The sequence below is a fragment of the Streptomyces sp. LUP30 genome (assembly GCF_001746365.1).
GTDB lineage: Bacteria > Actinomycetota > Actinomycetes > Streptomycetales > Streptomycetaceae > Streptomyces.
In genome coordinates this window covers 70,587-97,121 of sequence record NZ_MJAJ01000011.1, presented here as the reverse complement: position 1 = coordinate 97,121, position 26,535 = coordinate 70,587, and the positions used below count along the sequence as shown (strand labels likewise).

Annotated in this window: 25 protein-coding genes, 1 tRNA gene and 1 pseudogene; 12 read left to right on the top strand and 15 right to left on the bottom strand. The window is 71.3% G+C overall.

The annotated features are described in order from the left end of the window. Window positions 1-8: 8 nt before the first annotated feature. Complete coding sequence (locus BG482_RS12345) at window positions 9-782, bottom strand: DUF4097 family beta strand repeat-containing protein (protein ID WP_069769017.1); 774 nt, start codon at window positions 780-782, stop codon at window positions 9-11. 160 nt (window positions 783-942) lie between these two features. On the opposite strand from BG482_RS12345, the gene BG482_RS12340 reads away from it, so the two are divergent. Further along, window positions 943-1,014 (top strand) — tRNA-Val (locus BG482_RS12340). A gap of 117 nt (window positions 1,015-1,131) precedes the next feature. Here BG482_RS12340 and BG482_RS12335 read toward each other — a convergent pair. From BG482_RS12335 to BG482_RS12320, 4 genes are all read right to left on the bottom strand, one after another. After that, window positions 1,132-1,659 carry a hypothetical protein gene (locus tag BG482_RS12335; protein WP_069769016.1) on the bottom strand — a complete coding sequence of 176 codons (528 nt, stop codon included), beginning with the start codon at window positions 1,657-1,659 and terminating at the stop codon, window positions 1,132-1,134. A 101-nt stretch (window positions 1,660-1,760) separates the two neighbouring features. Next, window positions 1,761-2,105: a hypothetical protein gene (locus BG482_RS12330; RefSeq protein WP_069769015.1), complete on the bottom strand. Its 345-nt coding sequence runs from the start codon at window positions 2,103-2,105 to the stop codon at window positions 1,761-1,763. Between the two features lie 71 nt (window positions 2,106-2,176). Further along, complete coding sequence (locus BG482_RS12325) at window positions 2,177-2,542, bottom strand: hypothetical protein (protein ID WP_069769014.1); 366 nt, start codon at window positions 2,540-2,542, stop codon at window positions 2,177-2,179. After that, a complete protein-coding gene (locus tag BG482_RS12320) occupies window positions 2,539-2,958 on the bottom strand; it encodes a thiol-disulfide oxidoreductase DCC family protein (RefSeq protein ID WP_069769013.1) in 420 nt (139 codons plus the stop codon). Before BG482_RS12320 ends, BG482_RS12325 begins: the two co-directional genes overlap by 4 nt. 143 nt (window positions 2,959-3,101) lie before the next feature. On the opposite strand from BG482_RS12320, the gene BG482_RS12315 reads away from it, so the two are divergent. Then, the gene (locus tag BG482_RS12315; RefSeq protein ID WP_069769012.1) at window positions 3,102-3,638 is read left to right on the top strand and encodes a GNAT family N-acetyltransferase; all 537 of its coding nucleotides are present in this window, start codon (window positions 3,102-3,104) and stop codon (window positions 3,636-3,638) included. A 145-nt stretch (window positions 3,639-3,783) separates the two neighbouring features. Continuing rightward, entirely contained in the window at window positions 3,784-4,014 is a 231-nt protein-coding gene (locus BG482_RS12310; protein WP_069769011.1) for a DUF2277 domain-containing protein, read from the top strand. Window positions 4,015-4,200: 186 nt separating this feature from the next. Here the strand turns inward: BG482_RS12310 and BG482_RS12305 are convergent, their stop codons facing one another. The 4 genes from BG482_RS12305 to BG482_RS12290 form a co-directional block, all read right to left on the bottom strand. Then, window positions 4,201-4,812, bottom strand: a complete 612-nt coding sequence (locus tag BG482_RS12305; RefSeq protein WP_069769010.1) for a DedA family protein — start codon at window positions 4,810-4,812, stop codon at window positions 4,201-4,203. A 274-nt stretch (window positions 4,813-5,086) separates the two neighbouring features. Further along, entirely contained in the window at window positions 5,087-5,539 is a 453-nt protein-coding gene (locus tag BG482_RS12300; RefSeq protein ID WP_069769009.1) for a DoxX family protein, read from the bottom strand. Window positions 5,540-5,892: 353 nt separating this feature from the next. After that, a complete protein-coding gene (locus tag BG482_RS12295; protein ID WP_069769008.1) occupies window positions 5,893-7,524 on the bottom strand; it encodes an alkaline phosphatase D family protein in 1,632 nt (543 codons plus the stop codon). Window positions 7,525-7,672: 148 nt separating this feature from the next. Continuing rightward, the gene (locus BG482_RS12290; protein WP_069769007.1) at window positions 7,673-8,317 is read right to left on the bottom strand and encodes an HNH endonuclease family protein; all 645 of its coding nucleotides are present in this window, start codon (window positions 8,315-8,317) and stop codon (window positions 7,673-7,675) included. Between the two features lie 400 nt (window positions 8,318-8,717). Between BG482_RS12290 and BG482_RS12285 the strand changes: the two genes are divergently transcribed. Both BG482_RS12285 and BG482_RS12280 read left to right on the top strand, forming a co-directional pair. Further along, complete coding sequence (locus BG482_RS12285) at window positions 8,718-9,299, top strand: TMEM165/GDT1 family protein (RefSeq protein WP_069769006.1); 582 nt, start codon at window positions 8,718-8,720, stop codon at window positions 9,297-9,299. Between the two features lie 163 nt (window positions 9,300-9,462). Further along, window positions 9,463-10,116: an HAD-IA family hydrolase gene (locus BG482_RS12280; protein ID WP_069769005.1), complete on the top strand. Its 654-nt coding sequence runs from the start codon at window positions 9,463-9,465 to the stop codon at window positions 10,114-10,116. 49 nt (window positions 10,117-10,165) lie between these two features. Here the strand turns inward: BG482_RS12280 and BG482_RS12275 are convergent, their stop codons facing one another. Continuing rightward, the gene (locus BG482_RS12275; protein WP_256096339.1) at window positions 10,166-11,440 is read right to left on the bottom strand and encodes a peptidoglycan-binding protein; all 1,275 of its coding nucleotides are present in this window, start codon (window positions 11,438-11,440) and stop codon (window positions 10,166-10,168) included. Between the two features lie 173 nt (window positions 11,441-11,613). On the opposite strand from BG482_RS12275, the gene BG482_RS12270 reads away from it, so the two are divergent. After that, window positions 11,614-13,659, top strand: a complete 2,046-nt coding sequence (locus BG482_RS12270; RefSeq protein ID WP_069769004.1) for an MDR family MFS transporter — start codon at window positions 11,614-11,616, stop codon at window positions 13,657-13,659. 24 nt (window positions 13,660-13,683) lie between these two features. Here BG482_RS12270 and BG482_RS12265 read toward each other — a convergent pair whose 3' ends face one another. Continuing rightward, a complete protein-coding gene (locus tag BG482_RS12265) occupies window positions 13,684-14,175 on the bottom strand; it encodes a GNAT family N-acetyltransferase (RefSeq protein WP_069769003.1) in 492 nt (163 codons plus the stop codon). 241 nt (window positions 14,176-14,416) lie between these two features. Here BG482_RS12265 and BG482_RS12260 point away from each other — a divergent pair, with 241 nt between their 5' ends. Then, the gene (locus tag BG482_RS12260; protein WP_069769002.1) at window positions 14,417-15,142 is read left to right on the top strand and encodes a hypothetical protein; all 726 of its coding nucleotides are present in this window, start codon (window positions 14,417-14,419) and stop codon (window positions 15,140-15,142) included. A gap of 5 nt (window positions 15,143-15,147) precedes the next feature. After that, complete coding sequence (locus tag BG482_RS43885; protein ID WP_079141763.1) at window positions 15,148-15,993, top strand: hypothetical protein; 846 nt, start codon at window positions 15,148-15,150, stop codon at window positions 15,991-15,993. A gap of 76 nt (window positions 15,994-16,069) precedes the next feature. Here the strand turns inward: BG482_RS43885 and BG482_RS12250 are convergent, their stop codons facing one another. Then, window positions 16,070-16,534 (bottom strand): DUF1992 domain-containing protein, encoded by a 465-nt coding sequence (locus BG482_RS12250; RefSeq protein ID WP_069769001.1) that lies wholly within the window; start codon window positions 16,532-16,534, stop codon window positions 16,070-16,072. A 117-nt stretch (window positions 16,535-16,651) separates the two neighbouring features. On the opposite strand from BG482_RS12250, the gene BG482_RS12245 reads away from it, so the two are divergent. Next, window positions 16,652-17,038, top strand: a complete 387-nt coding sequence (locus BG482_RS12245) for a hypothetical protein (RefSeq protein WP_069769000.1) — start codon at window positions 16,652-16,654, stop codon at window positions 17,036-17,038. A gap of 137 nt (window positions 17,039-17,175) precedes the next feature. Here BG482_RS12245 and BG482_RS12240 read toward each other — a convergent pair whose 3' ends face one another. After that, on the bottom strand, window positions 17,176-17,847 hold the full coding sequence (locus BG482_RS12240) for an O-methyltransferase (RefSeq protein ID WP_069768999.1): 672 nt from the start codon (window positions 17,845-17,847) through the stop codon (window positions 17,176-17,178). A 197-nt stretch (window positions 17,848-18,044) separates the two neighbouring features. Here BG482_RS12240 and BG482_RS46110 point away from each other — a divergent pair. The 3 genes and pseudogenes from BG482_RS46110 to BG482_RS12230 form a co-directional block, all read left to right on the top strand. Further along, a pseudogene (locus BG482_RS46110) lies at window positions 18,045-18,239 on the top strand (DUF2330 domain-containing protein); the annotation flags it as partial. Between the two features lie 324 nt (window positions 18,240-18,563). After that, window positions 18,564-20,621, top strand: a complete 2,058-nt coding sequence (locus BG482_RS12235; protein ID WP_069768998.1) for a bifunctional glycosyltransferase 87/phosphatase PAP2 family protein — start codon at window positions 18,564-18,566, stop codon at window positions 20,619-20,621. A 69-nt stretch (window positions 20,622-20,690) separates the two neighbouring features. After that, entirely contained in the window at window positions 20,691-21,092 is a 402-nt protein-coding gene (locus BG482_RS12230) for a hypothetical protein (protein ID WP_069768997.1), read from the top strand. On the opposite strand, the gene BG482_RS12225 is transcribed toward BG482_RS12230, so the two are convergent. Together BG482_RS12225 and BG482_RS12220 are read right to left on the bottom strand one after the other, a co-directional pair. Next, window positions 21,063-22,193, bottom strand: a complete 1,131-nt coding sequence (locus tag BG482_RS12225; RefSeq protein ID WP_069768996.1) for an acyltransferase — start codon at window positions 22,191-22,193, stop codon at window positions 21,063-21,065. The two genes, BG482_RS12230 and BG482_RS12225, sit on opposite strands and share 30 nt — an antisense overlap. Window positions 22,194-22,276: 83 nt before the next feature. Beyond that, window positions 22,277-26,512, bottom strand: coding sequence for an FG-GAP-like repeat-containing protein (locus tag BG482_RS12220; protein ID WP_069768995.1), 4,236 nt, complete (start codon window positions 26,510-26,512; stop codon window positions 22,277-22,279). Window positions 26,513-26,535: the final 23 nt, after the last annotated feature.

The window sequence follows — 26,535 nt, the reverse complement described above, 5'->3', positions numbered from 1 at the left end:
CGGGCCCGTTAGTTCGCGTTCCTGACCGTGACTTTGCCGTCGGCGGTGTGTGCGCTCACCACGTGGGCGCTGGACTCGTCGCGCGGCACGGAAACGTCCACTCCGCCGTCGTCGGTCTTCGTGGTCACCCGGTAGGCGGCCGCGGGCAGCGCGATCGTCACGGACCCGTCCTCGCTGACCGAGTCCACCCGGTCCGGCACGGCGCTCAGCTCGAGGCGGACCGAGCCGTCCTCGGTGTGCGTGCGCACCGAGCGCGAGGCGACCTCGGCGTGCACGGAACCGTCCTCGGTGCGCAGGTCGAGCGGCCCGCTGGAGTCGGTGACGTGCACGGAGCCGTCCCGGGCGTGCACGCTGAGCGCGTCCCGGAACCCCTGCGCGCGGACGCTGCCGTCGTCGTCCTCGACCTTCACGGCGACGCCCCGGGGCACCTCGACGCGGTGCTTGGCGGAACAGTCGGCGATCACGCCGGAGCAGCGCATCCGCAGCGTCAGCCGGTCGTCCTTCATCGACCAGGTCACCTTCGGGCTCTCGCCGACGGTGACGGACCCCTCGAACCACCGGGTGACGGCGACCGCGCCCGTCGTCGCGGCGTCCGACGCGACGATCTCCAGCGCCGAGTCGTCGGAGTCGATCGTGAGGGTGTCGCCCTGCAGGGCGAAGGAGCGGTGGTCGGGGTGCTTGTCGTCGGCCGCGGAGGCCCCGCAGGCGGTGGCGCCGGCGGCGAGGGCCACGACGACCGCGGTGACGAGGACCGCGCGGGCGGAAAGGGTCGTGCGGGCCATGATGGTCTCCCCCTGGGTTGCTTGACGATGCGCTCACGACCCTAGGGAGACCGGGCCGGCCGGACGATCCGGCACACTCCCGGACGTGGGGTGGGGTTAACCCCCCCGACAGGCGTTTGCGGGGCACGGCCCCGGGCGATGTAGGCTGTCGACTCGTCTCGGGTGCGTAGCTCAGGGGTAGAGCGCCTGCCTTACAAGCAGGATGTCGGCGGTTCGAAACCGTCCGCGCCCACCGAGGACGACGCCCGACGCGAGGCGTCGTCGACCGCGGCCCTCCGGAACCCTCCGGAGGGCCGCGGTCATGCCCGCACCGTTCACGACCGCACCGGCTCCACCGACGGCCCGGCGGTCAGTAGTTGGCGTTGGCGAGGACCTCGCCGTCCTTGTCGAAGACGGTCACCAGGCCGTTGTCGGACTCGTAGCACGAGGTGAACGCGGAGGCGATCAGTTTTCCCTCGCCCTGGTGCGGGCCGGCCAGACCGCCGGAGAAGTCCGTGAAGACCTCCGGAGCGTCGAGGATGTCGTTCCGCTTGTCCGCGCCGGTGACCTTGGTGACGTGCTTGACCGCGGCCTTCTCGGTGGGCGTGCCGCTCTCGGCGACGCAGGCCCGGAACTCCTCGGCCTGGGTCCGAGAGCCCACGGCCGGGGACTTCCCCTCGGTGGCGGGCTCCTTCGTCGCATCCTTCTCGGCGGTGGCGACGGCCTTGTCCTTCTTGCTGTTGTCGGTCGGATCGCCGCCGCCACCGCCGCCCGTGGCGACGGCGATGACGACGAAGAGGACGAGAACGCCGGCACACCCGAGACCGGCGGTCTTGCCGACGCCTCGCTTCCTGGGCTGCTGCGGCTGCGGGTGCTGCTGCGGGTACTGCCGGCTCATGGTGCCCCCTGGGGTGTACGTGACTCGCAGCTGAGTGACAGGGGGAAGGAGCCGCGCGGTTGCCGCCCCGGGTGGCATTCACCCGATCGGGGCACCTGACGTCAGTCGTCGTCCGTGAGCGGCACCTCGTGGGCATGCTTGAGATTCATGCGGGCCTCGACCCGGTCCGCCGCGGCGACCTCCGACCAGAAGCGGTGGCACGTCACGAACACCGCCAGCTCGTGCTCCCGGCGGCGGAGCTTCTCCACCTCGGCCTGTTCGTCGGCCGTCCAGCCGGGGGAGGCGGGGCGCTCCGTCTTGCGCCAGCCCCCGGCATCGCTGAAGCCGTCCAGGGGCTCGACGGACCAGGGAAGCCGCTTCAGCAGGGCCGACAGCTCGGCCCGGACCTGATGCAGCTCCTCCTGACCGGCGCGCAGGTCGCTGGGAAAGTCATAGGTCGTAGCCACACGGCAATGGTACGCCTGTTCGAATTTGAGTAGCGAGCTCCTTCGGGGTGTTCGTGTGAACGTCTGTTCGATTAACTGGCGGGCGGGACGGCCCGAGCGGCGCCGGCCCGACCCCGCCCAAGGATCTCCACGCCGAGGCGGTCGGTGGCGTCCGATTCCGCGTCGAGTCGATGGACCAGCACCCGACTCCCGTCCTCCATCGCCCCGGTGAACAGCGGGGCGTGCCGGGCGGCCCCGTTGTGCCGGCGCAGCGGACCGGCCTCCTGCCAGGACGGCGCGGGATCCCCGAGCCGGCGCTCGGCCGGCAGCCGTACGCCGACCTTGGTGAGCGAACCGGTCTCGACGTACAGGTCCACCGCGTGACCGTCGGCGAGCGCGGACTCGGCCTCGGGCGTGAGGACGCAGGCCGGGACGCGAGGGCGCGCGAGCGGGTTCACCTCGGGGCGGCGGGGGGCACGGCGCAGGCGGGGGTCCCGCCGGGCAGGCGGTGACGGTTGCGGGACACCCAGCGGTAGACCGCACGGGCGCAGCCGCGGACGCCGGGCAGCCGCGGGACGGCCCCCGCCGCGCGGTAACCGGCGGACGGCGATGAGCCCACCCAGCGGGCCACCGCGTCCGATCCGCCCGCGAGAACCGTGGCGCCGCGCAGCAGCAGAACCTCACGGTCCAGTCGCGCGCGGTGCGGTGCGGTCGACTCCTCGGGCAGAAACTGCCACGGAACCGCTTCCAGGGTCGGTGCGGCCAGGGACCGGATGCGGTCGACGCAGGACTGGCAGAAGCCGCAGTCCCCGTCGTAGGCGAGCACGGGAGGCGCGGAGCCCGGGGCCGGTCCGGTCGTTCGTGGTCCCTCCACCGTTCACCCTCCGTCCGTCGTCCGTCGTCCGTCGCCCGTCGCGCGACGGCGGGGTGATGGCCCCGGCGACGGCCCCGGTGCGTTCGACGGCGATCGTACTGCGCTCGAACGCCGCTGTCAGACCCTGCCTCTAGGGTGGGCGCATGGACGGATCGGGCGTGGAGCGGGTGCGGTTGACCCCCTGGTCGGAGGGCGACTTCTGGCTGCTGCGACGGGCCAACAGCCCCGAGATGACCGAGCACCTGGGCGGACCGGAGAGCGAGGAGAAGCTCGCCGACCGGCAACGGCGGTACGTCGAGCCGTTCGCCGGTCGCATGTACCGGGTCACCCTCGCCGACGGCGGGGAGAGCGTCGGCTCGATCGGGTACTGGGAGCGCGAGTGGCGGGGCGGGACGGTGTGGGAGACGGGTTGGGGGATCCTGCCCGAGTTCCAGGGCAGAGGCCTCGCCGCGCTGGCGGCCCGGGCGCTCGTGGAAGTCGTCCGGCAGGCAGGCGGACACCGGGCCCTGCACGCGTTCCCCCGGGTGGACCATCACGCGTCCAACGGGGTGTGCCGCAGTGCGGGGTTCACCCTGCTCGGGCAGGCGGACTTCGAGTATCCGAAGGGGAACCGGATCAGATCCAACGACTGGTTCGTCGATCTGCGCACCGGTTCCGGGACCGGTCAGGAGACCGGCTAGGACGCCAGGCCGCACGGCCAGGCCGCACGTCGGTCAGCACGTCCGGTCGGCACGGCCGGTTCCAGGGATGAGCTTCGGCCGGGCCCCGCACCGTCGCGCGGTGAGGGGGAACGCGCTCGAGGCGTACAGGAGGGAGACTCGGAGTATGTGCCGGAGTATCAAGACGCTGCGTCCGCCCGCGTTGCCCGAGGAGGCGACGGAGGACGAGATCCGCGCAGCAGCCCTGCAGTACGTCCGCAAGGTGTCCGGGTTCCGGGCGCCGGCCGAGCACAACCGGGAGGTGTTCGACAGAGCGGTCGAAGCCGTGGCCGCGGCCACGGCCGAACTGCTGGACGGGCTGGAGGTACGCGGGTCCCACCGCCCCACGGCCGCGTGACGGCCCACCGTCGGCGTCCCGTCGCCGGCTGCCCGCATCCGCGTCCCGGATCCGCGTCCCGCCGCCGCGTGCCGAGGAGCACGGCGGCGTCACACGGGCTCCGCGGCGCTTCCCCGTGCCCGCGTCAGCGGGGGGTGTCTCCGCCGGGGCCGTCGTAGCGAGGCGACGGTCGCCGCGAGCGGTCCGTCACGCCGGTTGGCGGCGCACCACGAAGGCGGCGCCCGCGCCCGCGCCGAACAGGGCGAGCACCGACACCCCCGTGGCGATCCAGGTGGTGCCCAGCCAGTGGGCGCCGAAGTACCCGAGGGCGACGCTGTAGCCCGCCCAGGAGAGACCGGCGAGGGCGGACCAGGGGAGGAAGTCGCGGGGGCGACGATGGGCGGCGCCCGCGATGAGGGAGACGACGGAACGGCCGGCCGGGGCGAACCGGGCCACGACCACCAGCGCGCCGCCGCCCCGGGCCAGCGCGTCGCCGAGACGTTCCTGCGCGGTGGTCAGCCGACGGGAGCGGGAGATCGCCCGGTCCAGGCGCTCGCCGCCGCGCCAGGCCAGCCGGTAGGCGACCAGGTCGCCCAGCACCGAGGCGGTCGTCGCGGAGAGGATCAGCACCATGATGTCCGGGACCTGGTGCGGGACCTGGCCGGCCGCCGCGCCCGAGCCCGCCGCCGCGGCCGTCGCCGCCGTGATGACGAGCACCCCGCTGGGCAGCACCGGCAGGAACACGTCGAGGAGGACCGACAGGCCCACCAACGCGTAGATCCATGGGCTGCCGAGCAGCGCCCCCACACTCTCCAACACCGCGTACTCCCCGTGTCTCCCCCGTGACGGCCCGACTTGCCGCTGTGTCGCGGGGGAGCGGCAGATGCGGCCAATGACAGCCATACAGCGTACGCCGGGGGTGTGACAGCGGATTCACGGGGGGCGCGTGTGTTCGGCACAGCACGTTCACGTGCGGGGGAGCCGGGCATGCGGGCCGAACGGCGACCACCCGGGCGCCCAGGGGCCCGGGTGGTCGCCGTTCCGCGTGCGTCGCGGCTGGGGCGGCCGGACCACGCGGTGCGTCCTGTGCGGATCAGGCGGAGACGGGGGCCTTCCGGACCGCCGGCTCCCGCTCCGGGCTCGTACGGCCCGCGAAGAGGCGGTCGAGACCGAGGGCGCCGGAACCGGTGAAGATCAGCAGCAGGAAGGCCCAGCAGAACATCACGGAGGGCTCCCCGCCGTTCTGCATCGGCCACAGGGCGTGGGGCTGGTGCACGTTGAAGTAGGCGTACGCCATCGAGCCGGAGGCCAGGAACGCGGCGGCCCGGGTGCCCAGGCCCAGCATGACCAGGGTGCCGCACACGAGCTGGATCACGGCCGCGTACCAGCCGGGCCAGGTGCCGGTGTCGATCGTGCCGCCCTTGCCGGCGGAGCCGCCGAGGACGCCGAACAGGGACGCCGCGCCGTGGCAGGCGAAGAGCAGGCCTACGACGATGCGGAAGAGGCCGACCGCGTAGGGCTGCGCGGTGTTGAGGCGAGCGGACATGGTGGGGGTGCTCCTTCGGTCTCGGATCGGGCCGGTCCGGATCGGGGAGAGGACCGGTCGGTGGGGGCGGCGGTACCGAATCAGCGACTCACGGTAGGTGGACCTGATTGTTCGTTGCAAGTTCAACTTTTAGCCACGACTTCGTTTCCCGCGAGGGCCCTCTTCCCCTGGTCACCGCACGTCGGACGCCTGACGCCCGCCGTGTCCGTGTCCGAAAGTGTGACCGAATACACGCCTGAGAGGGCGCGCACCGCGGCCGTCCGGTGCGCGCCCTCTCTTGGTGTCCTGGCGTCAATCTCCTTGCCTGTGACGGTTTTTGACGATTAGTCATCCACGGGGACGACGGCCCCGCGTCACGGGGTGAGGTCGGACTCCGTCACGGTCGCCAGACGTCCGTCCGCCCGCGCCCGCTCCAGCCGCAGCCGGGCCGAACGGCCGCGCATCGTCAGGGACATGAGCTGGTTGCCGAACCAGGGCCCGCCCGTCCTGCGCCAGCTGACGGGCGGACGGGGGCAGTGGCCGTGCCGGCGGAGCCGGCGGCCGAGCGCACGGGCCACCCCGCTCCAGCCGAAACGGAAGCCCACCCGGATCGACGGCGGGACGGAGTTGTGCACGGGGGAGCAGGTGAGCTGGAGCACCCGCGCGTCCGGGCCGGACCCCTCGGGCCAGCGGGGCTCCGCCGCGTAGGCGTGATGGACGTCTCCCGACAGCACCAGCACACTCGCCGGCGCCCGCTCCCCCGTGCCGACCTCGGCGATCAGGTCCGCGAGCGCCGTGAAGGACTGCGGAAAGGCCGCCCAGTGCTCCAGGTCCGCCCCGCGTCGCAGCTTCTCCCCGAACCGGGCCCAGCGCGCCCCGCGTTCGCCCCGGCACAGGGCCGCGTCCCACTCCTCGGCGTCGTGCACCAGGTGCGGCAGCAGCCACGGCAGGGAGGTGCCGATCAGAAGGTGGTCGTAGGAGCCGGGTCCGTCGAGGGCCTGTTCGCGCAGCCAGGCCCGCTCGCCCGGGTCGAGCATCGAGCGCTCGTCCTCGTCGAGCACCCGGGCGGCCCGGCTGTCGACCATCAGCAGCCGCACCCGCCCGAAGTCGCGCCGGTAACTCCACCGCACGGACGCGGGGTCGGTGTCGGCCCGCCCGGCGAAGTCACGCAGGAGGTCGGTGCCGTCGGCGGCCTCGCGCACGGCCGCGTAGAGCGGGTCGGCGGCCAGCTCGGCCGGGGTGAGGTTGCCGAGGTGCTGATGCACCCAGTACGACATCAGGCCGCTCAGCAGCCGCTCGCGCCACCAGGGCGTGGCCCGCATGTCGGCCAGCCAGGAGGCGGAGGTGTTCCAGTCGTCGATGACGTCGTGGTCGTCGAAGACCATGCACGTGGGCACGGTGGACAGCAGCCAGCGCACCTCGGGGTCGAGCCAGGACTCGTAGTAGAGCCAGGTGTACTCCTCGAAGTCGGCGACCTCGGCTCCGGGCGCGTCGTCCAGCCCCCGGCGGGCGGCGATCTTCTCCTTGGTCGCGTCGGACACCTCGTCGGCGTACACCTGGTCGCCCAACAGCAGCAGCACGTCGGGTCGTTCGCCCGTCGGGTCGGCGGCGAGCCGGATGGCCAGGCTGTCCAGGGCGTCCGGGCCGACGGGGTCCTTCCCGCCGGCCGGGGGCGCGGCCCAGCGGCACGAGCCGAACGCGACGCGCACCTCCTCGCCGTCGTCGGCGAGGGTGCGGATCCGCGAGGGCGGGAAGCGGGAGTCGGGCAGCGGCCACACGGGGGCGTCGTCGAGGAACACCTCGTACGCCGTCTCCGTGCCCGGGGTCAGGCCGCCGACCTCGATCAGGGCGTAGTGGTGGCCCGCCACCTGGAAGGTCGGGGCTCTGCCGCCGGCGCCGTCGGCGCAGCGCACCTCCGCGGTGCACGGGCGGCTCGCCTCGACCCAGACGGTCGCCGTCGAGCCGTCGGCGTACCTCAGCAGTGGTCCCAGCCGCAGTTCGGCCATGCGATCACCCTCCTCCGTCGCCCCGTACGGTACGGAACGACGGAGGTCCGCGGGGAGATCCCTGCGGTCGGATCACGTCGGATCACGTCGGATCACGTCGAATCCAGTCGGATCACGTCGGGATCGCACCGGATCCGGGCGGAGGAGGTCAGCAGTTGGCGAGGTAGCTCGTCAGCGCGCTCTTCTCGGCGGAGTCGACCGCGAGGTCGTAGTAGTACTTCACCTGTACCCAGGCGCGGACGTACGTGCAGCGGTACGAGGTGAGGGACGGCATCCACTCGGCCGGGTCCTGGTCGCTCTTGGACTGGTTCACGTTGTCCGTGACGGCGAGGAGCTGCGGGCGGGTGACGTCGTTGGCGAAGGCCTGCCGCTGGGCGGTGGTCCACGCGCTCGCGCCGGAGTCCCAGGCCTCGGCGAGCGGGACCAGGTGGTCGATGTCGAGGTCGGAGGCGGCGGTCCAGGTGGCGCCGTCGTAGGGGGAGTACCAGCTGCCGCTGGTGGCGGTGCAGGCCGAGTTGGTCACGACGTTCGTGCCGTCCCGCTTGAGGATGTACTCCCGCGTGTTGCAGGTGCCGCTGATGGTGATCCAGGTGGGGAAGAGATCGCGGCTGTAGCCGGTGCGGTTCTCGGTCTTCACGCTGAGGGAGGCCAGGTAGGTCCGGGCGGTGGCGGCGCTGACCGGGGTGGGCAGTGCGGCGGAGGCGGTCGGGGAGGTGAAGAGCCCGACCGAGGCTATGAGGCCGGTGAGGGCGGCCAGTACGCTCAGCCGTCCACGCGCGTAGAACTTCGACATGCGAACTCCGTTGGGGAGGCGGGGGTGTGGGAGTGCGAGCGGGGGAATGCTCGCGCTCGCGCATTGCGGGGAGATGTGCGCCGGGTAAGAAGCTAATGACGCGCACATGACACGACAAGGTGTACGGCGGAACGATCTCCGCGAGGGGTTGTGCGGGCCGTCTCGTACACTGGGGAGCGCAGAAGGGGAGTAGCTCTTCGCCGGACCGTCGACATACTGCTCAGCTCGTCTGAGCCGGCGCCCGGAGGCAGACCCGTCGTACGGGCCGGCCAGCGAGACCTTCGGCAAGCAGTGCACACCCGTGCCGCACGGCGCGGGTGACGTGTGCGCTGCCGTGCCGAGGTGTCTGGTCCACAGTGCGCGGACTCTCGGTGGGGCGGCCCCGACCGATTGAGGAACCTTGATCAGCATCACCGTGACGGCGGTCGTCTTCGGCGTCGTCTTCCTGGCCGAGCTGCCCGACAAGACCGCCCTGGCCGGCCTCGTCCTCGGCACCCGCTACCGCGCCTCGTACGTCTTCGCCGGGGTCGCCGCGGCCTTCGCGCTGCACGTCGCGCTCGCCGTCGCGGCCGGCAGCGTGCTCACGCTGCTGCCGCAGCAGCTCGTGCACGCTCTGACGGGCGTCCTCTTCCTGGGCGGCGCGGCCGTGCTGCTGCTGAAGAAGGACGACGGCGAGGAGGAGATCCGGCGACCGGAGGACCAGTCGTTCTGGAAGGTCGCGGGCGCGGGCTTCATGCTGATCCTGGTCGCCGAGTTCGGCGATCTCACCCAGATCATGACGGCGAACCTCGCCGCCCGCTACGACGACCCGCTCTCCGTCGGCCTCGGCGCCGTGCTGGCGCTGTGGGCGGTGGCCGGACTGGGCATCGTCGGCGGAAAGGCGCTGATGAAGCGGGTGCCGCTGAAGCTGATCACGCAGATCGCGGCGCTGCTGATGCTGGCGCTCGGCGTGTGGAGCCTGTGGGAGGCGATCACCGGCTGAGCTGAACGGCCGGTGAACGCTCTCCGGACCTTTCCCGCGCCCGCCCGGCCGGAGTGGCGGCGGGCCCCCCTTGTTTTGTACCGTTGGAAAACAAAGTGGCTCCCGCCCGTTTTCCCTGACCGGCGGGCGGGGCCGCCTTGTCTCTACGCACCTGGAGCTGCTGATGCCGGCCTTGACCGCCCGCGCCCTCCTGCTCGACATGGACGGCACACTCGTGAACTCCGACGCCGTCGTCGAACGGATCTGGCGGCGCTGGGCCGACGCGCACGGGCTGGACGGGGACGAGGTCATGCAGGTCGTCCACGGCCGGCAGGGCCACGCCTCGATGGCGGTGCTGCTGCCCGACCGGCCCCTGCATCTCCATCACGCGGACAACGCGCGGATGCTGGCCGAGGAGACCGCCGACATGGACGGCGTCGTGCCGGTGCCCGGCGCGCCGGAGTTCCTCGCCTCGCTGCGGGGGGTCCCGCATGCCCTGGTCACCTCGGCGGACGTTCCGCTGTCCACGGCGCGGATGGCCGCGGCCGGGCTGGAGCTGCCCGACGTGCGGGTCACCGCGGAGTCGGTCGGCGCGAGCAAGCCGGACCCCGAGGGCTTCCTCAAGGGCGCCGCCGAGCTGGGCGTCGCCCCGGCGGAGTGCGTGGTCTTCGAGGACTCCGGGGCGGGCATCGCGGCCGGCCGCGCCGCCGGAATGCGCGTCGTGGGAGTCGGGCCACGTGCGGCTGCGCACGCTCCGGACGTGCTCGTGCGCGACCTGCGCCAGGTGCGGGTGGAAACCTTGCCGGACGGCGTCCGCATCCACGTCCGCACGGCCTGACCCGCGGCCTGCCGCCTGCCGGCCCCGGGAGGGCCGGCCCCCGGGCGGGTCACGGTTCCTCCGTCTCGGACTCCAGTGCTGTGCGGGTCGCCGGGCCGTAGACGCCCAGGCCGTCCGAAGTCGTGGCCCGGGACCACTGGTAGTTGCGCACGGCGTCCTCGACCTCACCGCTGAACGTGCCGTCGGCCTGGCCGTTGTAGAGGTGCAACTGCCGCAGCCGCAGCTGGAGTTCGGTCACCTCGGCGCCCTTGTCGCCGCGTCGCAGGGCGACCACGTCGGCCGGGGCCGCCGGACCGCCCTCGGCTCCCTTCCCGGGGGCCAGAGAGGCGCTCGCGCGGGCGGTCGGCGTGGGGCTGGGCGCCTCGGCCGACGGGGAGGCCGAGGGTGAGGCGCTCGACGCCGACGGGGAGGGTGACGGACTCGCGCTCTCGGAGGGGGACGGCGAGGCCTCGGCGGCCGACGGGGACGCGGAGCGGCTCGCCGACGGCGAGCCGGAGGCCGCTTCGGTGGAGGTGTCGGGCACGGCGGCCCGCACGTCCTGCGGGGCGGCCCGCTCGCGCGTCGGCTTCTCGTAGGAGAACAGTCCGGTCGCGAACCCGGCCGCCGCCACCACGCCCACCACGGCGGCGGCCGTGGCGACCAGCAGGGTGCGGCGACGGTGGGAGACCCGTGGTTCCTCGCCGTCGGGGTGTGCGGCGCCGACGTTCACCGTCTCGAACAGGCTCAGGTCGCCGGCCTCGGGCTCGGACGCGGGCGGGCCGAGCGGTGCGGGCCACGCCGTGGTGTCCGGTGCGGGACCGCCGTGGGCCACGGTGCGCAGCGGCACGGTCGCGTCGCCGGGGACCGGCCTCAGCGGCATGGTGACGTCGGCGGCGGAGGCCGCTCCGGCCCCGCTCCAGCCCGCGCCGCCCCCTCGCACGCCGCCCGAGCCGCCCCCTCGCGCGCCGGGCGAGTCGCCCCCTCGGATCCCGCCCGTACCGCCCCCTCGGCTACCGGCCTCGTCGCCCGCCGCGCTTCCGGAGTCCGCCGGGCCGGAGGCGGGGCCTGCGCCCGCCTCCGGGCCGGAGCCGGGGCCGGGGCTTGCGGCAGGGCCGGAGGCGGGGCCGGGGCCCGAGTCCTCCAGTTCCACGTACGGCCGTATCCGCAACGGATCGAAGTCCTCCGCGGCTGCCGCCTCCGCCGTGCGCGTGTCGCGCAGGGCCTCGGAGGCGCGCTGGGCGCAGGCGCAGGACGGCGTGTTGTCGGCCGCGCGGAGCGCTCCGCACTCCGGGCACGGCAGTCCCTGCCGTCCCGCCGGTCCCTGCCGCCCCATCGGATCGATCACGTGTTCGTCCCTCCCCATTCAAACTTCAGCGATTATGCAGATGCTCCCCACGGGCGGTCGCCCGTGGCCCCCGGAATGTCGGATTCCGCCAGAATCGGGGGAGCACTACAAGAGGCCATAACGGGTCACACCGATCACGATGGAAAAGGTCACCAGAGCCCCAGGAGGCATCCATGGCCTTGGACGCGCACAGCAGGACGGCGGATCCACGTCAGGAACACGTGTCCGGAAACGTCCTCGTCTCGATCGGCGCCCTGCTGCTCGGCATGCTCCTCGCCGCCCTCGACCAGACGATCGTGTCGACCGCCCTGCCGACGATCGTCAGCGACCTCGGTGGTATGGAACACCTGTCGTGGGTGGTCACCGCGTACATGCTGGCGTCGACGGCCGCGACCCCGCTGTGGGGCAAACTGGGCGACCAGTACGGGCGCAAGAGGCTTTTCCAGATCGCGATCGTCATCTTCCTCATCGGTTCGGCGCTGTGCGGAATGGCGCAAAACATGCCGCAGTTGATCGCCTTCCGGGCCGTCCAGGGGCTGGGCGGCGGTGGCTTGATGGTGCTGTCGATGGCGATCGTCGGCGACATCGTCCCGCCGCGCGACCGCGGCCGCTACCAGGGCCTGTTCGGCGCGGTGTTCGGCGCCACCAGCGTCCTCGGCCCGCTCCTGGGCGGCCTGTTCACCGAACACCTCAGCTGGCGCTGGGTGTTCTACGTCAACCTGCCCGTCGGCGTCGTCGCGCTCGTCGTCATCGCTGCGGTGCTCCACATCCCCCGCAAGTCGACCAGGCACGTCATCGACTACCTCGGCACCTTCCTCATCGCCTCCGTCGCCACCTGTCTCGTGCTGGTCGCCTCCCTCGGCGGCACCACCTGGGACTGGGGCTCGCCGCAGATCGTCGGCCTGGCGGTCCTCGGGGTGCTGCTGGCCGTGGCGTTCGTCGCCGTCGAACGGCGGGCGGCCGAACCGGTCCTCCCGCTCAAGCTGTTCGGCATCCGCACCTTCACGCTCTCCGCCGTCATCAGCTTCATCGTCGGCTTCGCGATGTTCGGCGCGATGACCTACCTGCCGACCTTCCTGCAGGTGGTGCAGGGCGTCTCACCGACCATGTCCGGCGTGCACATGCTGCCCATGGTGGCGGGCATGCTGCTGTCGTCCACGGCCTCCGGGCAGATCGTCAGCCGCACCGGCCGCTGGAAGGTGTTCCCCATCGCGGGCACCGCCGTCACCACCGTCGGCCTGCTCCTGCTGCACCGGCTCGACGAGCACAGCTCCACGGCCGAGATGAGCGTCTGTTTCTTCGTCTTCGGCCTCGGACTCGGCCTGGTCATGCAGGTGCTGGTGCTGATCGTGCAGAACGCCGTCGCCTACGAGGACCTCGGCGTCGCCACCTCGGGCGCGACGTTCTTCCGCTCCATCGGGGCCTCCTTCGGCGTCGCCATCTTCGGCACCGTCTTCGCGAGCCGCCTCGGCGACAAGCTGGCCGACGCCTTCCGGGGCGTCCGGCTCCCGCCCGGAGTCTCGGTCGGCACGCTGGAGTCCGACCCGCGGGGCATCGCCGGCCTGCCGTCCGACCTGCGCCCGCCCGTCCTGCACGCGTACGCCTCGTCCATCACCGACGTCTTCCTTTACGCGGCGCCGGTCGCGCTCGTGGGCTTCGTCCTGGCGTGGTTCCTGCGGGAGGATCCGCTGCGCGGCTCGGTCACCGCTCCCGACGTGACCGAGACCCTCGCCAGCAACCCCGTGGAACGCTCCTCGTACGACGAGGTGTGCCGGGCGCTGTCGGTCCTCGGCACCCACGAGGGCCGCCGCGAGATCTACCGGAAGATCACCACGACGGCCGGCTACGACCTCCTCCCGGCCGCGAGCTGGCTGCTGCTGCGCATCAAGCGGTACGGCAGCGTCGAGCCGTCGGAGCTGGCCGAGCGCAGCACCGTCCCGCTGCCGGCGATCACCAATGCGGCGCGGCAGGTCGAGGAGCGGCGGCTCGCCGTGCGCGAGGGACTCGGCATGGTGCTCACCGACGAGGGCCGCGAGGTCGCCGAGCGGCTCGGCGAGGCCCGCGAGGAGTCGCTGACCGAGCTGCTCGGCGACTGGTGGGGCCCGGACCGGCCCACCGACCTGGTCCAGCTGGTCAAGGAACTCAACGCCGAGCTGTGCGGCTCGGAGCGGGAGCAGCCGTACAGCGGGCGGGTGCTGCCAGACCACCGGCTTCCCTGAGCACCGGCTTCCCTGAGCTCCCCGTCAGCAGAGGTCCCTGCGGAACCAGTGGTCGGCATACGGTTCGTCGTTGTGCGCGTCGGTCTCCGCATAGCCGAGCCGCGCGTACAGGGCACGGGCCTCGACCAGGTCGCCGCGGGTGTCCAGGATCATCCGCGTGGCGCCGAGCGCGTGGGCGGCCTCCTCGGCGGCCCGGACCAGGAGTGCCGCGCCGCCCTTGCCACGCAGCTCCTCCCGGACGAACACCCGCTTCAGTTCGGCGGTCCCGGCGGACAGCAGCCGTACGCCCGCGCAGCCGCCGGGCTCACCGTCGTACCGCCCCACGAGCAACTGCCCATGAGGCGGAGCGAGTTCGTCCCAACTCTGGGCGGCGATCTCCCGCTCCAGCTCGTCCGGGTCGGTCCGGTGTCCCTCGTGGAGCAGATACCAGCGGTCGCTGACTTCGGTGTAGTAGGCCCGCCAGAGCGCTGCGGCGACGGGGGAGTCGAAGGGCTCCGGGGCGACGTTCCAGGTCATCCGATCATTCTCCGGTGACGCCGCGTCCGGCTCGCAACCGAATAACCGCACCACGGAAGCACCGGACCACCGCACCCGGCCTCGTCCGCCGTTGGCCGGTCCGCCGTCCGGGCCGGCTCGCGACCCGCTCTCCCCGGCCGCCGGCCTCTGACGGGCCGTCGCCCCCGCCGTTTATGAGGTGCGGTCCGGGCAACCCGACAGAGGAACCGGCCCGTGGGGCCGACACACCGGAAGGCAAGGCATGTCCACAGGAGTGATCATCGCTCTGATCGTGGTCGTGGCGGCCCTCGTCGCCGTCGCGGCCGTCATGGCCGTGAGGGCCCGCGGCTCGCACGGCGGACACGGTCTGAAGCGCCGCTTCGGACCCGAGTACGACCGGGCCGTGGCCCGCCACGACGGAGACGTCAAGGCCGCGGAGCGTGAGCTCGACGCTCTCGTCGAGCGGCACGGCGGACTGCGCGAGCGGCCGCTGGAGCCCGCCGAGCGCGAGCGTTTCGAGGCCCGCTGGACGGCCGCGCAGGAGCGGTTCGTCGACTCGCCGCGCGAGGCGGTCGCCGAGGCTGACCGCCTGCTCGCCGAGGTGGCCGGCGCCCGCGGCTTCCCGGCCGGCGACCAGTACGAGGAGCAGGTCGCCGCGCTCTCCGTCCACCATGCGAACCACGTCCAGGGTTACCGACGTGTCCACCGCGTCGTCCAGACCTCCGGCGGAGGCTCCGGCACACGGCACGCGGGTGCTTCCGACGCGTACGGGACGGACGAGGGACGTGCCTCCGGGCTGGAGGGCGGTGCGCCCGACACGGAGGACATGCGGTCCGCCCTGGTGGAGGCGCGCGCCCTCTTCGACGACCTGATCGCCTCGTCCGGCCGCGGCTCCGACCGCCATCGCGCCCAGGAGCCGGCCACCCGGGAGCGTTCCGGGCACCGCCCGCAGCTGGGCTTCCACCGTCACCAGACGAAGGAGGGCTGACCGTCATGTCGGACCTGACACCTGACAGGGGTGCGAGCGGGGACGACCGCCGCCCGACGGACGACCGGGTCAAGGCCGCGCGGCCGGGCCGGGCCGTCCTGCCCGGAGAAGGCGTCCTGCCCATCGACAAGGACCGGTCGTCGACCGATCACCGCGGCGACGGCACGGCCGACGATCCCGGCGCGGCGACGCGCAGGGACACCACGGCGGGCACGGCAGGCACGGCGGGTTCCGCGGGCGCCGTCGGCGCCGCGGGCACCGCCGGTGCGGCGGGTCCGACGGGCGCGAAGCCCAGGCCGCTCACCCCCGAGACGGTCACGGACGCAGGCGCGAGCACGGGCACGAGCACCGGCACGAACACCGGCACGGTGGGCGCCAAGGGCCGTGAGCCGGGGAGCGCTTCGACCTCCGGGGCTCCGGTCCCCCCGATCACCGCCCCCACGGCCGGCCCGTCCTCCTCCACCGCCTCCGCGCCTTCCGGCACTCCCGTCGAACGCGAGGCCCACGCTGCGAGGACGGCATCGTCGTCGACGTCCGGCGAGCACGGTGGCGCGTCGCTCTTCCCCGAGGACGAGAGCGACCGGATCTCCGCACGGATGCGGCACGCGGTCGTCGGGTTCGTCGACGGGCCCCGGGACGCCGTGGCGGAGGCGGACGAGGTGCTCGAGGAACTCGCCGCACGTCTCACCGACGCCGTGGACCGGCGCCGCCGCACCCTGCGAGGATCCTGGCATCAGCCGGAGGGCGGGAAGGACCGGGCCGCGTCGGCCGCGACCGCCGTCGACACCGAGCAACTCCGCCTGGCCCTGCGGGACTACCGCGAACTGACGGAGCGGCTCCTGCACCTCTGAAGCCTTCCGGCCGGCCCGGCCCTCCGGTGGGTCCTTCCGGTGGATCCTTCCGACCGAACGCGACCCTCAGGCGACCTCAGGGGTCGGTTCGCTCGGTCGGCTCCCCGGCCGTCGTCTCCCCAGCCGTCTTTCTCCCAGCCGTCGCCCGGCGCTCCCGCCACTCCCGTACGACCGCTTCCACGTCGTACGGCTTCATGCCCAGCGGGGGCCCGGGCGGCGGCTTGAACATCATGTCGCGCAGCTTGACGTTGACGTCCGTGATGATCTTCCGGACGATGCGTTCCGAGGGCGCCGCGTACGCCGCCGCGAGCGCGTCCTCCGCCTCCTTGCGCAGGGCGAGCGTCGGCGGCAGGACGGACAGACCCTCACGGGCCATTTTCCGCCTGATCCACCACAGCTCGTCGTACGGCGTCTCCAGGTCCGCGGGCAACGGCTTGCCCACACCCGGCAGTTGATCGAACTCACCGCGCTGCTCCGCGTCCCGGATCTGCTTGTCGACCCAGGATTCGAACGGAACGCCCGGTGGCTTTCGCTCGGTCATGAGTCCATTGTGCCGGACGCGATGTGCCCGGGCGATTTATCATGCGGCCGCTGCACAAACACATTCGGGACCCAGGACGCCGACAGGCATGTCAAAGAATTCTCAAGGGGAGCGCACGTGCTCGAACTGACCATGGCCACCGTCTCCGGGACGGAAGAGGGCGCCACGGCCGGCATGCTCATGGCCGACTCGCCCAGCGACCCGGGCGCCGTGCTGCGGGTGGGCAGGGACAAGTCCGTGTGCCGTCTCGCCACCCCCGAGGACTGGCTGTTCGTCTCTCGCGTGCACCTGGAGTTCCTGTGCGGGCCCGACGGCGCCTGGCAGGTCTCGTGGCTGCGCGGCTCGCAGGACGAGCCGTCCTCCGAGGTGCGGCTGGTGATCGGGCAGTACACCCAGCCCCTCGTGTACGGCGGGACCCTGCCGCTGGCGGGCTCCGGCGAGATCATCGTGTACGACCGCACCGGGCCGCGCAGCGTCAACGTGGGCTTCTACCACGAGGCCTGAGAGCGCACGAGGCTTGAGAGCGCACGAGCCTTGAGCGCACGAGGCTTGAGCGCCCATGAGGCCTGAGCCCATGAGGCCTGAGCCCATGAGGCTTCAGAGTTCAAGAGGGTCGAGAGCCGGGCCGGCCGGGCACGGGGCTACGCCAGGACGCGTGCCAGCGCGAAACCGTCGTAGCCCTTGACCCCCACCGTCTGGATCGCGGTGCCGCTCAGTCTCGGGTGCGTGCCGATCAGCTCGATCGCGGCACGGGTACCGAGCACGTCCGCCGCGTCGTCGTCGGCGTCGACCACTCGGCCGCCGCGTACGACGTTGTCCAGGACGATGAGACTGCCCGCGCTCGTGAGCTTCAGCGCCCACTCCAGGTAGGGGGCGTTGTTGGCCTTGTCGGCGTCGATGAAGACGAGGTCGAACGGTGGCGGGTTCTCGTCCGCCAGCAGCGGCAGCGACTCCAGGGCCGCGCCGACCCGTACCTCGACCAGCTTGTCGAGGCCCGCGCGGGCGATGTTGCGGGTGGCGACCTCCGCGTGCCGGGGGTCGTACTCCAGCGAGACCAGACGGCCGTCGGCCGGCAGCGCGCGCGCCAGCCAGATCGTGCTGTACCCGCCGAGCGTGCCGATCTCCAGGATCGACCGGGCTCCCTGGATCTCGGCGAGCAGTTGGAGCAGCTTGCCCTGGTTCGCCGTGACGCTGATCGGCGGTAGCCCGGCGGCGTCGCTCTCCCGCAACGCGGCGGCCGTGATCTCGTCGTCCGGAGCCAGTTGGTCGGTGAAGTAGGCGTCGACGGCGTCCCACGCCTGCGACTCGCTCATGCGTTCTGCCTCTCGTGTCCTGTCGTACTTGTTGCTGTTGCGGTTGCTGTCGCTGTTCTCGTCGTTCTCGGCATCCCCGTCGGCATCTCTAGTTAGGGATGCTAACTAGTCACGTCAACGGCATGGACGGCGCACGAGTTCCTGGCGGCCGTACCGCACCGTCCCCGGGGGCGTAATTCAGCCGTTCGGCCGAGGCGCTGATCCCGGGCGGCCGGCGGCGGATCGCGGTCGGCCGGGAGGTCTCCGTCGTGCGCTGGGACGGCGCGCGGGAGCAGACCGTGATGGGCCTGCCGGTCGACGGGTACGCGGACCGGGCCGCCTGGATCATGCCCGTGCCGCGTCGGGCGACGGTTCGGTTCGGCGATCCGGAGATGGTCGACCAACTCGCCGCGGCCACGTCCCCGCCCACCGCACCCCCGGGGTCCCCTCCGGTCAGCCTCGCGCACTCTCCGTACGCCCCACTGCACACATGGTGTGAACGACCGTACGGCGCAGGGCCGGATTCCGTTCGCGCCGCGACCCGGTCGCGCCCTTCGCGGAAGCGGGCCCTCTCGGTACGGACTATCGTCTTCCGGACAAATGGTGAGCGGACGTCGGGTGAAGCACGGGTGGCCTGCGTCTGTGTCAGGGGACGGCGCCGGGCCACATCGACGGGCGAGTTCAGCAGACCCGGCGCAGGAAACGCGTGGCACGAACGAGGCGGAGGCCGACGAGGCGTGGCGAATGCGGAGCACAGCGGGCGGGCGGCGGAGACCTTCGGGGAGACGGCGGTCGACACGACGAGAGCGCGCCTGAGAGCGGCCCGCCTCGGCCTCTGGCTCGTGGCGGGGGTCCTCGCCGTGCGCCAGGTGGCCGTCGTCCTCGGCACCCCGCGCGCGGAACGGCTGACGGACCTGGAGACCTGGGTAGGACCCGACGGCGTGCTGCACGTCAACGGTTCACTCTACGAATCGACCCGCTTCACCGGCACGCCCTTCACCGGACTGGTCCTCAAGCCCTTCACACGGGCGGCGGAACAGGCCCTCGGCTGGGGCTGGACCTTCGGCACCCTGCTGCTGGTGGCCGCCCTCGCCGTGGTCCTGGCCCGGGCCCTGCCACAGCCGGTCAGCAGACGGACCTCGCTGCTGGCCGCGCCCGTCGCGAGCAGCCTGCTGATGCTCTCGCTGCCGGTGCGCAACACACTCTGGCTCGGCCAGACCAGCATCGTCCCCGTCCTCCTCGTCCTCCTCGGCTGCTTCGTCGTACGGGACCAGCGGGCCGCCGGCGCCCTGATCGGGGTGGCCGCCGCCCTCCAGCCCACGGTGCTCCTCTTCACCGCCCTGCTGTGGTTCACGGGCCGTCGCCGGACGGCGGCGGCCGCCGGCGCGACCTTCGCCGGCGGCACGGCGCTCGCCTGGGCGGCGATGCCGCACGACTCGTACACCTACTGGGTGCACCACCTGGCGGGCGTCGGCCTCGGTGGCGAGGCCGACGCCCTCGCCAACCAGTCCCTGCACGGCGCCCTGCTCCGCCTGGGCCTCTCCGGCCCGCTGGAGATCGGCCTGTTCCTGTCGCTGGGCGCGGCCGTCGCCGTCATCGGCGTCCACCGCGCGGTCCGTTACGCCCGGGACGGCCAGCTGCTGCTCGCGGTCGCCCTGACCGGCTGCGCGGCGATCGTCGTCTCGCCCACGACCTGGCAGCACCAACTGCTGTGGGTCCTGCCGACGATCGTCGGCAGGGTCGGCAGGCGCGCGTCCGACCGCTACGTCTGGCCGGTGGCCGTCATCCTGGTGACGACCCTCCCGGCCACGATGATGCTGCCGCACATGGAGGTCCTCCACCCGCTGCGCGACAACACGGTGCTGCTCCTCGCGATCGCCGCTGCGACCGTCGTCCCGTTCCTGCCGCGGACGTCCCCCGACTACCGGACGCCGATCCCGACGGAGTGCGCCGAACCGGTCCCCGCGCGCTGGAAGCACGTGCCGCTCCTGCCGTTCCTCCAGCGCGTGCCGACCCGTCCGAACCTGCTGCTCGAGCTGCTCCTGCTGCGCGTGACCTACGCGGCGTACCAGCAGGTGCGGCTGGCGGCGACGGGCGGCACCAACTCCGGCGGACGGGCCCGGGCGGAGGCGCACGGCCGTGACGTCCTCGGCCTCGAACGCCTTCTGCACATCGACATCGAACACACCGTCAACCACTGGGTGGTCGGTGTCACCTGGTTGCGGAACTTCTTCGACTTCTACTACGGCTCCCTCCACTTCGTGGTCCCGCTGACCATCCTCGGAGTCCTCTACTGGCGCCGCCCGGTCGACTACCGCTGGGCCCGCGCGTCCCTGGGTTTCGCGACCCTGTTCGCGCTGGTCGGGTTCTGGCTCTACCCGCTGGCCCCGCCGCGCCTGATGCCGAACCTGGGCGTCATCGACACCGTCCACGGCGTCCAGGACTTCTCCAAGCCGGACTACGGCACGCTCACCTCGCTGACCAACCAGTACGCGGCGATGCCGTCCCTGCACTTCGGCTGGTCCCTGTGGTGCGGCCTGGTCATCGCGATCGTCGCGCGCAGCCGGTGGACGAAGTCCCTGGGCCTGCTGCACCCCCTCTTCACGGTCTCGGCCATCGTGGCCACCGGCAACCACTGGGTCCTGGACGCGGCCGGCGGCGCGGCGGTGGTGTGCGCGGGCTTCGGGTTGTCGTACGTCCTGATGGGCCCGAGGGCGCGATCCGCCACACCGGCGGCGACGCGGACGACGACGACATCGTCGAAGACACGGGAGAAGCATCCGGCGCCGAACTGATCGTTCCTCGGCGACCATGGGAGGGGACGACCAGGGCACGGGCGGACCACGGCACGGGGGAGTCACGGGATGGGCGGGAACGCGGGCGCGAGATTCATGGGGCGAAAGCCGGTCCACTGGCTCGCGCTCTGCACCCTGTCGGGCGGGGCGCTGTTCCTCACCTGGCTGTGGGGAGTGTGGTCCGGCGGCCTCGACGTGGCCGAGACCTGCACGCTCCTGAAGGGCCAGAAGTACGACGACGACTACCGCAGGGACCACTATCGCGAGCCGTCGCAGATCTTCCCGCTGCACAACAAGTGCAACGCCTCCTACGACCTCGTCCCGGCCTGGGTCAACCCCACGCTGGTCCTCCTAGCGCTCGTCGCCGTGGGCTCCCTGGTCATCGGGGTGAACCTGCTGATCGTCTCCCTCGCGAGAACGGTCGCCCGTCACCGCGGACGCTCAGGCGAGCGTCCGACTTCGCCGCGCTGAGGCGGCGTCCTTCGAAGGCGCGACCACCAGACCCCGCAGCCGGCGTTCGGCAGGATGCTCGACGCAGTGATAGGCGAGGGCGGCGAGGGCCTGGCTGACGACCAGCACGCCCGCCCAGAACACGAGCGTCTCGCCCCCGGGCGCGGGCTCGCCCCACTCGAACACCGCCACCCGGATCACGATCTCGTGCAGGAGGTACCAGGCGAACGACCAGTGCCCCAGCCTGATCATCCAGGCTCCGCCCAGTGCGGTCCGCCGGCCGTCGAGATCGGCGCGGGCGGCGGCGGCGATCAGGGCCGCGAAGAGCGGTGCGGAGAGCAACTGCGAGGCGGAGTACGGGCTGTACCAGGCCGAGTCCGGCACCGCGTTCGACCACGGGATCAGCGCCAGGTGCCAGGCGACGACGAGTCCGACGGACACCGGCAGTGACACGGGAGGCCGCCACCCGCGCTTGAGCGCCAGCCCTGTCACCACGCCCAGCACGAATTGGAGCGAACGGGTCAGCGGCAGATAGTCGAGCGCCCAGGTGCGGGTGGCGGGCGACAGCCCGGACAGCCCGACCCACAGCAGCAGCGCGCCGCAGCCGACCCCGGCCGCCGTCCACCCCCACGTCCTGGCCCGTCGCCCCGAGAGCGTCGCCAGCAGCACGGGAAAGATCAGATAGAACCAGCCCTCGTCACTGAGCGACCAGGCGGCCGGGTTCCCTCCCTTGAAGATGACGGGCTGCGGGAACCACGCGTGCACCAGCAGCAGCGTCGCGGCGATCGCCTTCAGCGAGACAGCCTGGTCCATGAGGACCCACCACACGGCGACGGACGCCCCGACACCGACGGCGAGCATGGGCCAGATCCGCGCGAAGCGCCGCCAGAGGAACACCCGGACGGCGACACCGGCGCCGTCGTAGGTCCAGGCGAGCACGACCCCCGACAACACGAAGAAGAACGTGACCCCACTACGCCCGTACCAGACGGCGTCACTGATCCCCGGCACGGTCCCCGCCTGCCGGGACAGGTGATACAGGACGACGAGCAGGGCCGCCCAGAACCGAAGCCCGGTGAGCGAGGGCAGACGGTCACGGCGGGGGGCGGGTATGGGGGGCAAGGCGGACCCTTCGTGGTCAGGGCATTCGGGACAGCGTACGGGGCACGCGGCACTGCCGCATGCCCCGTACGGGTAAGGCAGGGTCAGTTGTAGGGAGTGACGAGCTTCATGGGCTCGTAGGGGTAGGTGCTGGTGGGAGCGGTCCAGCCCGCGACGCCGCCCTTGAAGGTCGCGTCCGCGCCGGACCAGTTCCAGGTCCAGGTCTGGATGCTGGTGTCCTGCTTGCGCAGGGCTGCCAGGTCGTCGTATCCGTCGCCGTTGAAGTCGCCGGTGGCGAGCTGGGTCGCCTTGATGTCCCAGCTCTTCTTGCCGTCCAGGGTGACCTTGGCGGAGCCGAACTGGTCCTTGAGGGACTCGGCGAACATGGTGGAGACACGGTCGCTGCCGTCGTCGTAGTCGTACCAGATCATGATGTCGTCGCGTCCGTCGCCGTTGAAGTCACCAGCGTGCGGGGTGGCCTGGTCCCAGTCGAGCGAGGCGGTGTACCACCAGGACGTCGGAGTCGCGAAGCCGCCCGTGACCGTGGCGAGGAAAGTGTGGGTGCGGATGCTGTCGTCACCCTGGCCGTAGAAGACGGCGATGTCGTCGCGTCCGTCACCGTTGAAGTCACCGGTGGTGAACTTGCAGCGGCTGCGCAGCCAGGTGCCCGAGGACGCCGTGAACGACTCGAGAGGGGTGTTGAAGCCGCCCCGGACGTTGGCGGTGAGGGTGAACAGCTTCGTGGTGCCGTCGGGGTAGGCGTACCAGACGGCTACGTCGTCCCGTCCGTCGCCGTTGTAGTCGCCGGCCTCCGGGGTCATGTAGGTGGCGTGCATGACGTTCTTTGCGACGGTCCAGGAGGTGAGCGGCGCGGCGAACCCTCCGTTGCTCTGTCCCAGGAAGGTCAGCATTTCCAGGCTGGTGTCCGGCTTGGGGTGGAGGGCCGCGATGTCACCGCGCCCGTCACCGTTGAAGTCGCCGGTCACGAACTTCATGTACTTGGCCTCGTACACGCCGGCCGCGGCGGTGTAGGACTTCAGCGGCTCCTTGAAGGTGCCGTCGGAGTTGGTCAAGAGACTGTAGGTGGCGTCCGATCCGGCATCGAAATCGTTCCACCAGGCCAGGTCGCTGCGTCCGTCGCCGTTGTAGTCGTGGCGCATGCCTGAGCCGTTGGACCACAGGGCCTGGCTCTTGGCGTTGTAGACGACCAGATTGCCCTTGTCCTGGAGCAGGACGTAGCCCTCACCGGTCAGGTCGGGGGTGGTCTCCTTGACCAAGCCGGTGGTCCACAGCTTGGTCAGTCCGTCGGCGCTGTAGACGGTGAGGTTGCCGTTGGCCTCCACGCGAGCGGTGGCGTTTGGGTTGCCCGATGTCCTGGACTGCCAGACGACGGAGCCGGCTTTGGAGGCGACCGTGAGGTTGCCGTCGCCCTTCATGGTCAGAGTGGCGGAGTTGGACGTGATGGACTGACCGGAGGTGAGCTGAGTGCCGGGTGTGAGGCGGACGCCGCCGGTGATGCCGTCGATGCTGAAGGCGGCCGCCAGACCGGTGAGTTGACCGTTGGTGGCCTTGCCGGTCCAGCCGGCCATCGTGTTGTCGGCCTTGCGGGTCCAGAGATCGAGGACGCCGTCTCCGGTGAGGTCGCCGGAGGTGCCCAGGGTCGGGTAGTCGGCCTTCTTGAAGCCGGTGGCGATTTTGGTGCGGTCGGCACCCCATGTGGCGAGGTTGAGTCTGCCGTCATCCGCGATCTTCGTTCCGTAGGAGCGGAAGAGGTCGCCGGTCGAGTCGTCACGGAGCAGCAGGTCGGGGGCGGCGTCGCCGTTGAGATCGCCGGGGGCGACCACGGTGAACTTGCTCCAGTCGATGGTGCCTACGAGTGATGGGGGCGCGACGCTGTCGAGAATCCCGGCGGTGTCGCCGTAATACGCCCAAAGCTTGGTGCCCTGCTTGACGAGAACGTCAGGGAAGGAGTCGCCGTTCAGGTCGCCCCCTGTGGTGACCTGAACGGCGTTGTACCAGTGGTCGTCACCCTCCCAGCCTGGCCTGGCCTTGCACTTTCCGCTCCTGGGCACCGGGCAACTGACCCGCAGTTCTACGTACTGGTCGCGATTGATGCTGCCCTTGCCGTTGTTGTTGTAGACGCGCAGATTGTTCTTCTTGTTGTTGGCGTTGTATTCGAGGGAGACGAGGTCGTTGTAGCCGTCTTCCGTCCAGTCACCGGTCAGCGCGACCTGCTGGCCCGGGAAGATCCCGCCTGCGTTGGCTGCGGCGTAGAAGTGGCCTTCTCCCTGGCCGGCGTGGGCGAGGAGGGTGCCGTTGGAGTCGGTGCTCCAGATGTCCTTGAAGGTGTCGCCGTTCAGGTCACCGGGCTGGTCCTTGTCCGTGGAACGTGTGGCGTAGAAGAGGTAGGTGGCTGTGTCGGACCGGTTGCCGGCTGCGTCGACGCTGTAGGCGTACACCAGGTGAGGGCCGTAGGAGGGCACGATGAAGTCTGCCCAGGCGGCGTCTGTGGAGGCTTCGTTGAGGCTGGGATCGCTGTCGGTCCACCAGTAGTAGGCCTTCACGTCTGTCACACCGTTGGGGGCGAGCAGGAATCGAGCAGTTGTGCGAGCCGGCCCCGTCTGTGAAGGCCAGCCACTATCCCCGTTGGGGTACTTGTTGCCGTCGGAGGTGATGACAGGAGGCTTGCTCGGCCGAACGCGGTCGATGGTGAAGGTGCAGGTCTTGCTGTACGCCGAGTACGCCCCGTCCGGGTCCTTTGCCCGTACCTTCCAGGTATAGGTTCCGCTGGGCGTCTTGTCGGTGGGCAGCGCGACGGTGGCGACGCGTCCGCGCAGTGCCGGCACGCTGATTCCGTACGGAGTGGTGGAGCCGGAGCGGAAGAGCTGGAACTCGGCGGTCAGGTTGCCCGCGTCGGGATCGTCGACCTTCGCGTACAGACTGACCGAGGTGTTGCCGATGGTGCCACCCGCAGTGCAACTGGTGCTGGGATAGGTGCCCAGGTCGGTCGGGACCTTGGGCGGGTTGTTGTAGACGATCTCCAGGACGGCGGTCTTGGGGTCGAACTTCTTCCACCCGAAGGTGTCTGTCTCGCTGGATGCGTACATGCCCAGGTTGACGCTCACGTCGTCGTTGGCAGCCGCTTTTCGGACGACGTTCGTGGCATTGAACTCCAGGTTGCCGGCCGGGCAGTCGTCGCTCCAGCCCTTGGCGTCGTTCACCGTGTCCAGTACGGACCCGATCGGGTCGGGCTGGTTCTTCCAAGTGGTCTTGTCGGAGATGTCACCGACCTCGAACAGCTGGACGCGGCGGGCCTGGCAGGACCAGGACCAGGTGTTGCGGATCCGGAAGGTGGCGGACTTGACCTGCGCCCCCCGCGCGGCGCTGGTGTCGAGCTCGAAGAAGGAGCGCGAGATGCGGTTCAGGCCGCCGGTCTCGGCTTCGTACCCGACGCGCACCACTTCCTTGGCGTCCCAGAACGACGTGTTGGGGTAAGCCTGGTAGACCCTCGTCCAGTGGGTGCGGACGTTGCTGGACCAGGTCGGGTCGATATAGACGGGGTAGGTCGTCTCAGCCCCCGTCAGAAGGTCCTGTTTCGGCGTGATGGTCAGCGTGTCGCTGCTGACGGACGTCTCCATGGCCGCGTCCTTGGCCCCGGCCCCGGGGTCGAAGGCGTTCTCTGTGGTCGACGCGGTCGTGGTGAAGGCGGACATCAACTGCCGCGCTCGGGCACTGGTGGGTTGGCTGGAGTCCCACATCATCGGGGTGGGGCTGGTGAACACGGTCTGCCCGGCCGGGTCGACCGCCTCCAGAGACCCGGTCTCGCTGTCCTTGGAGACATCGAGACCGACCGTGTTGACGGCGAACTGGAGTTGGGCCAGCTCCGGGTTCTTGGCGGCTTCGGCGTTCTTGACCACGAGCAGCTGAGAGAAGCCCTCCACCTCGGCTTTCAGCTGAAGGTCCACACCGGGTAGCACCTCGGCGTAGGTGGCCACATTGCCGACCAGTGTGGGAGTGGGCAACGCCTTGGGCCAGGTCAGCGAGAGTGTGCGTCCGTCGCGGTTTCCGGTGAGCATGGGGCCGGTGCCACCGCCGGAGAAGCGCACCGACACAGCTGCTGCCTTGGGAACCACGGCGCCGTCGGTGGCGAACGCGAGGGTGGGGTCGGCCCCCACCCACGCACCGTTCCGCCATACCCGCACGGCGGTGCCGTACCGCTTGACCGAGAACGAGCCGTCCGGCTGGGCCCAGATGTCGCTCGACTCCGTGCGAGCGGACACCACCTCGACGGGCTGACCGGAGGCCTGGGCATCAGCAAGAGCCTTGTCCTTCTCGGTCATCGAACCGTCGGCGACCGGATCGG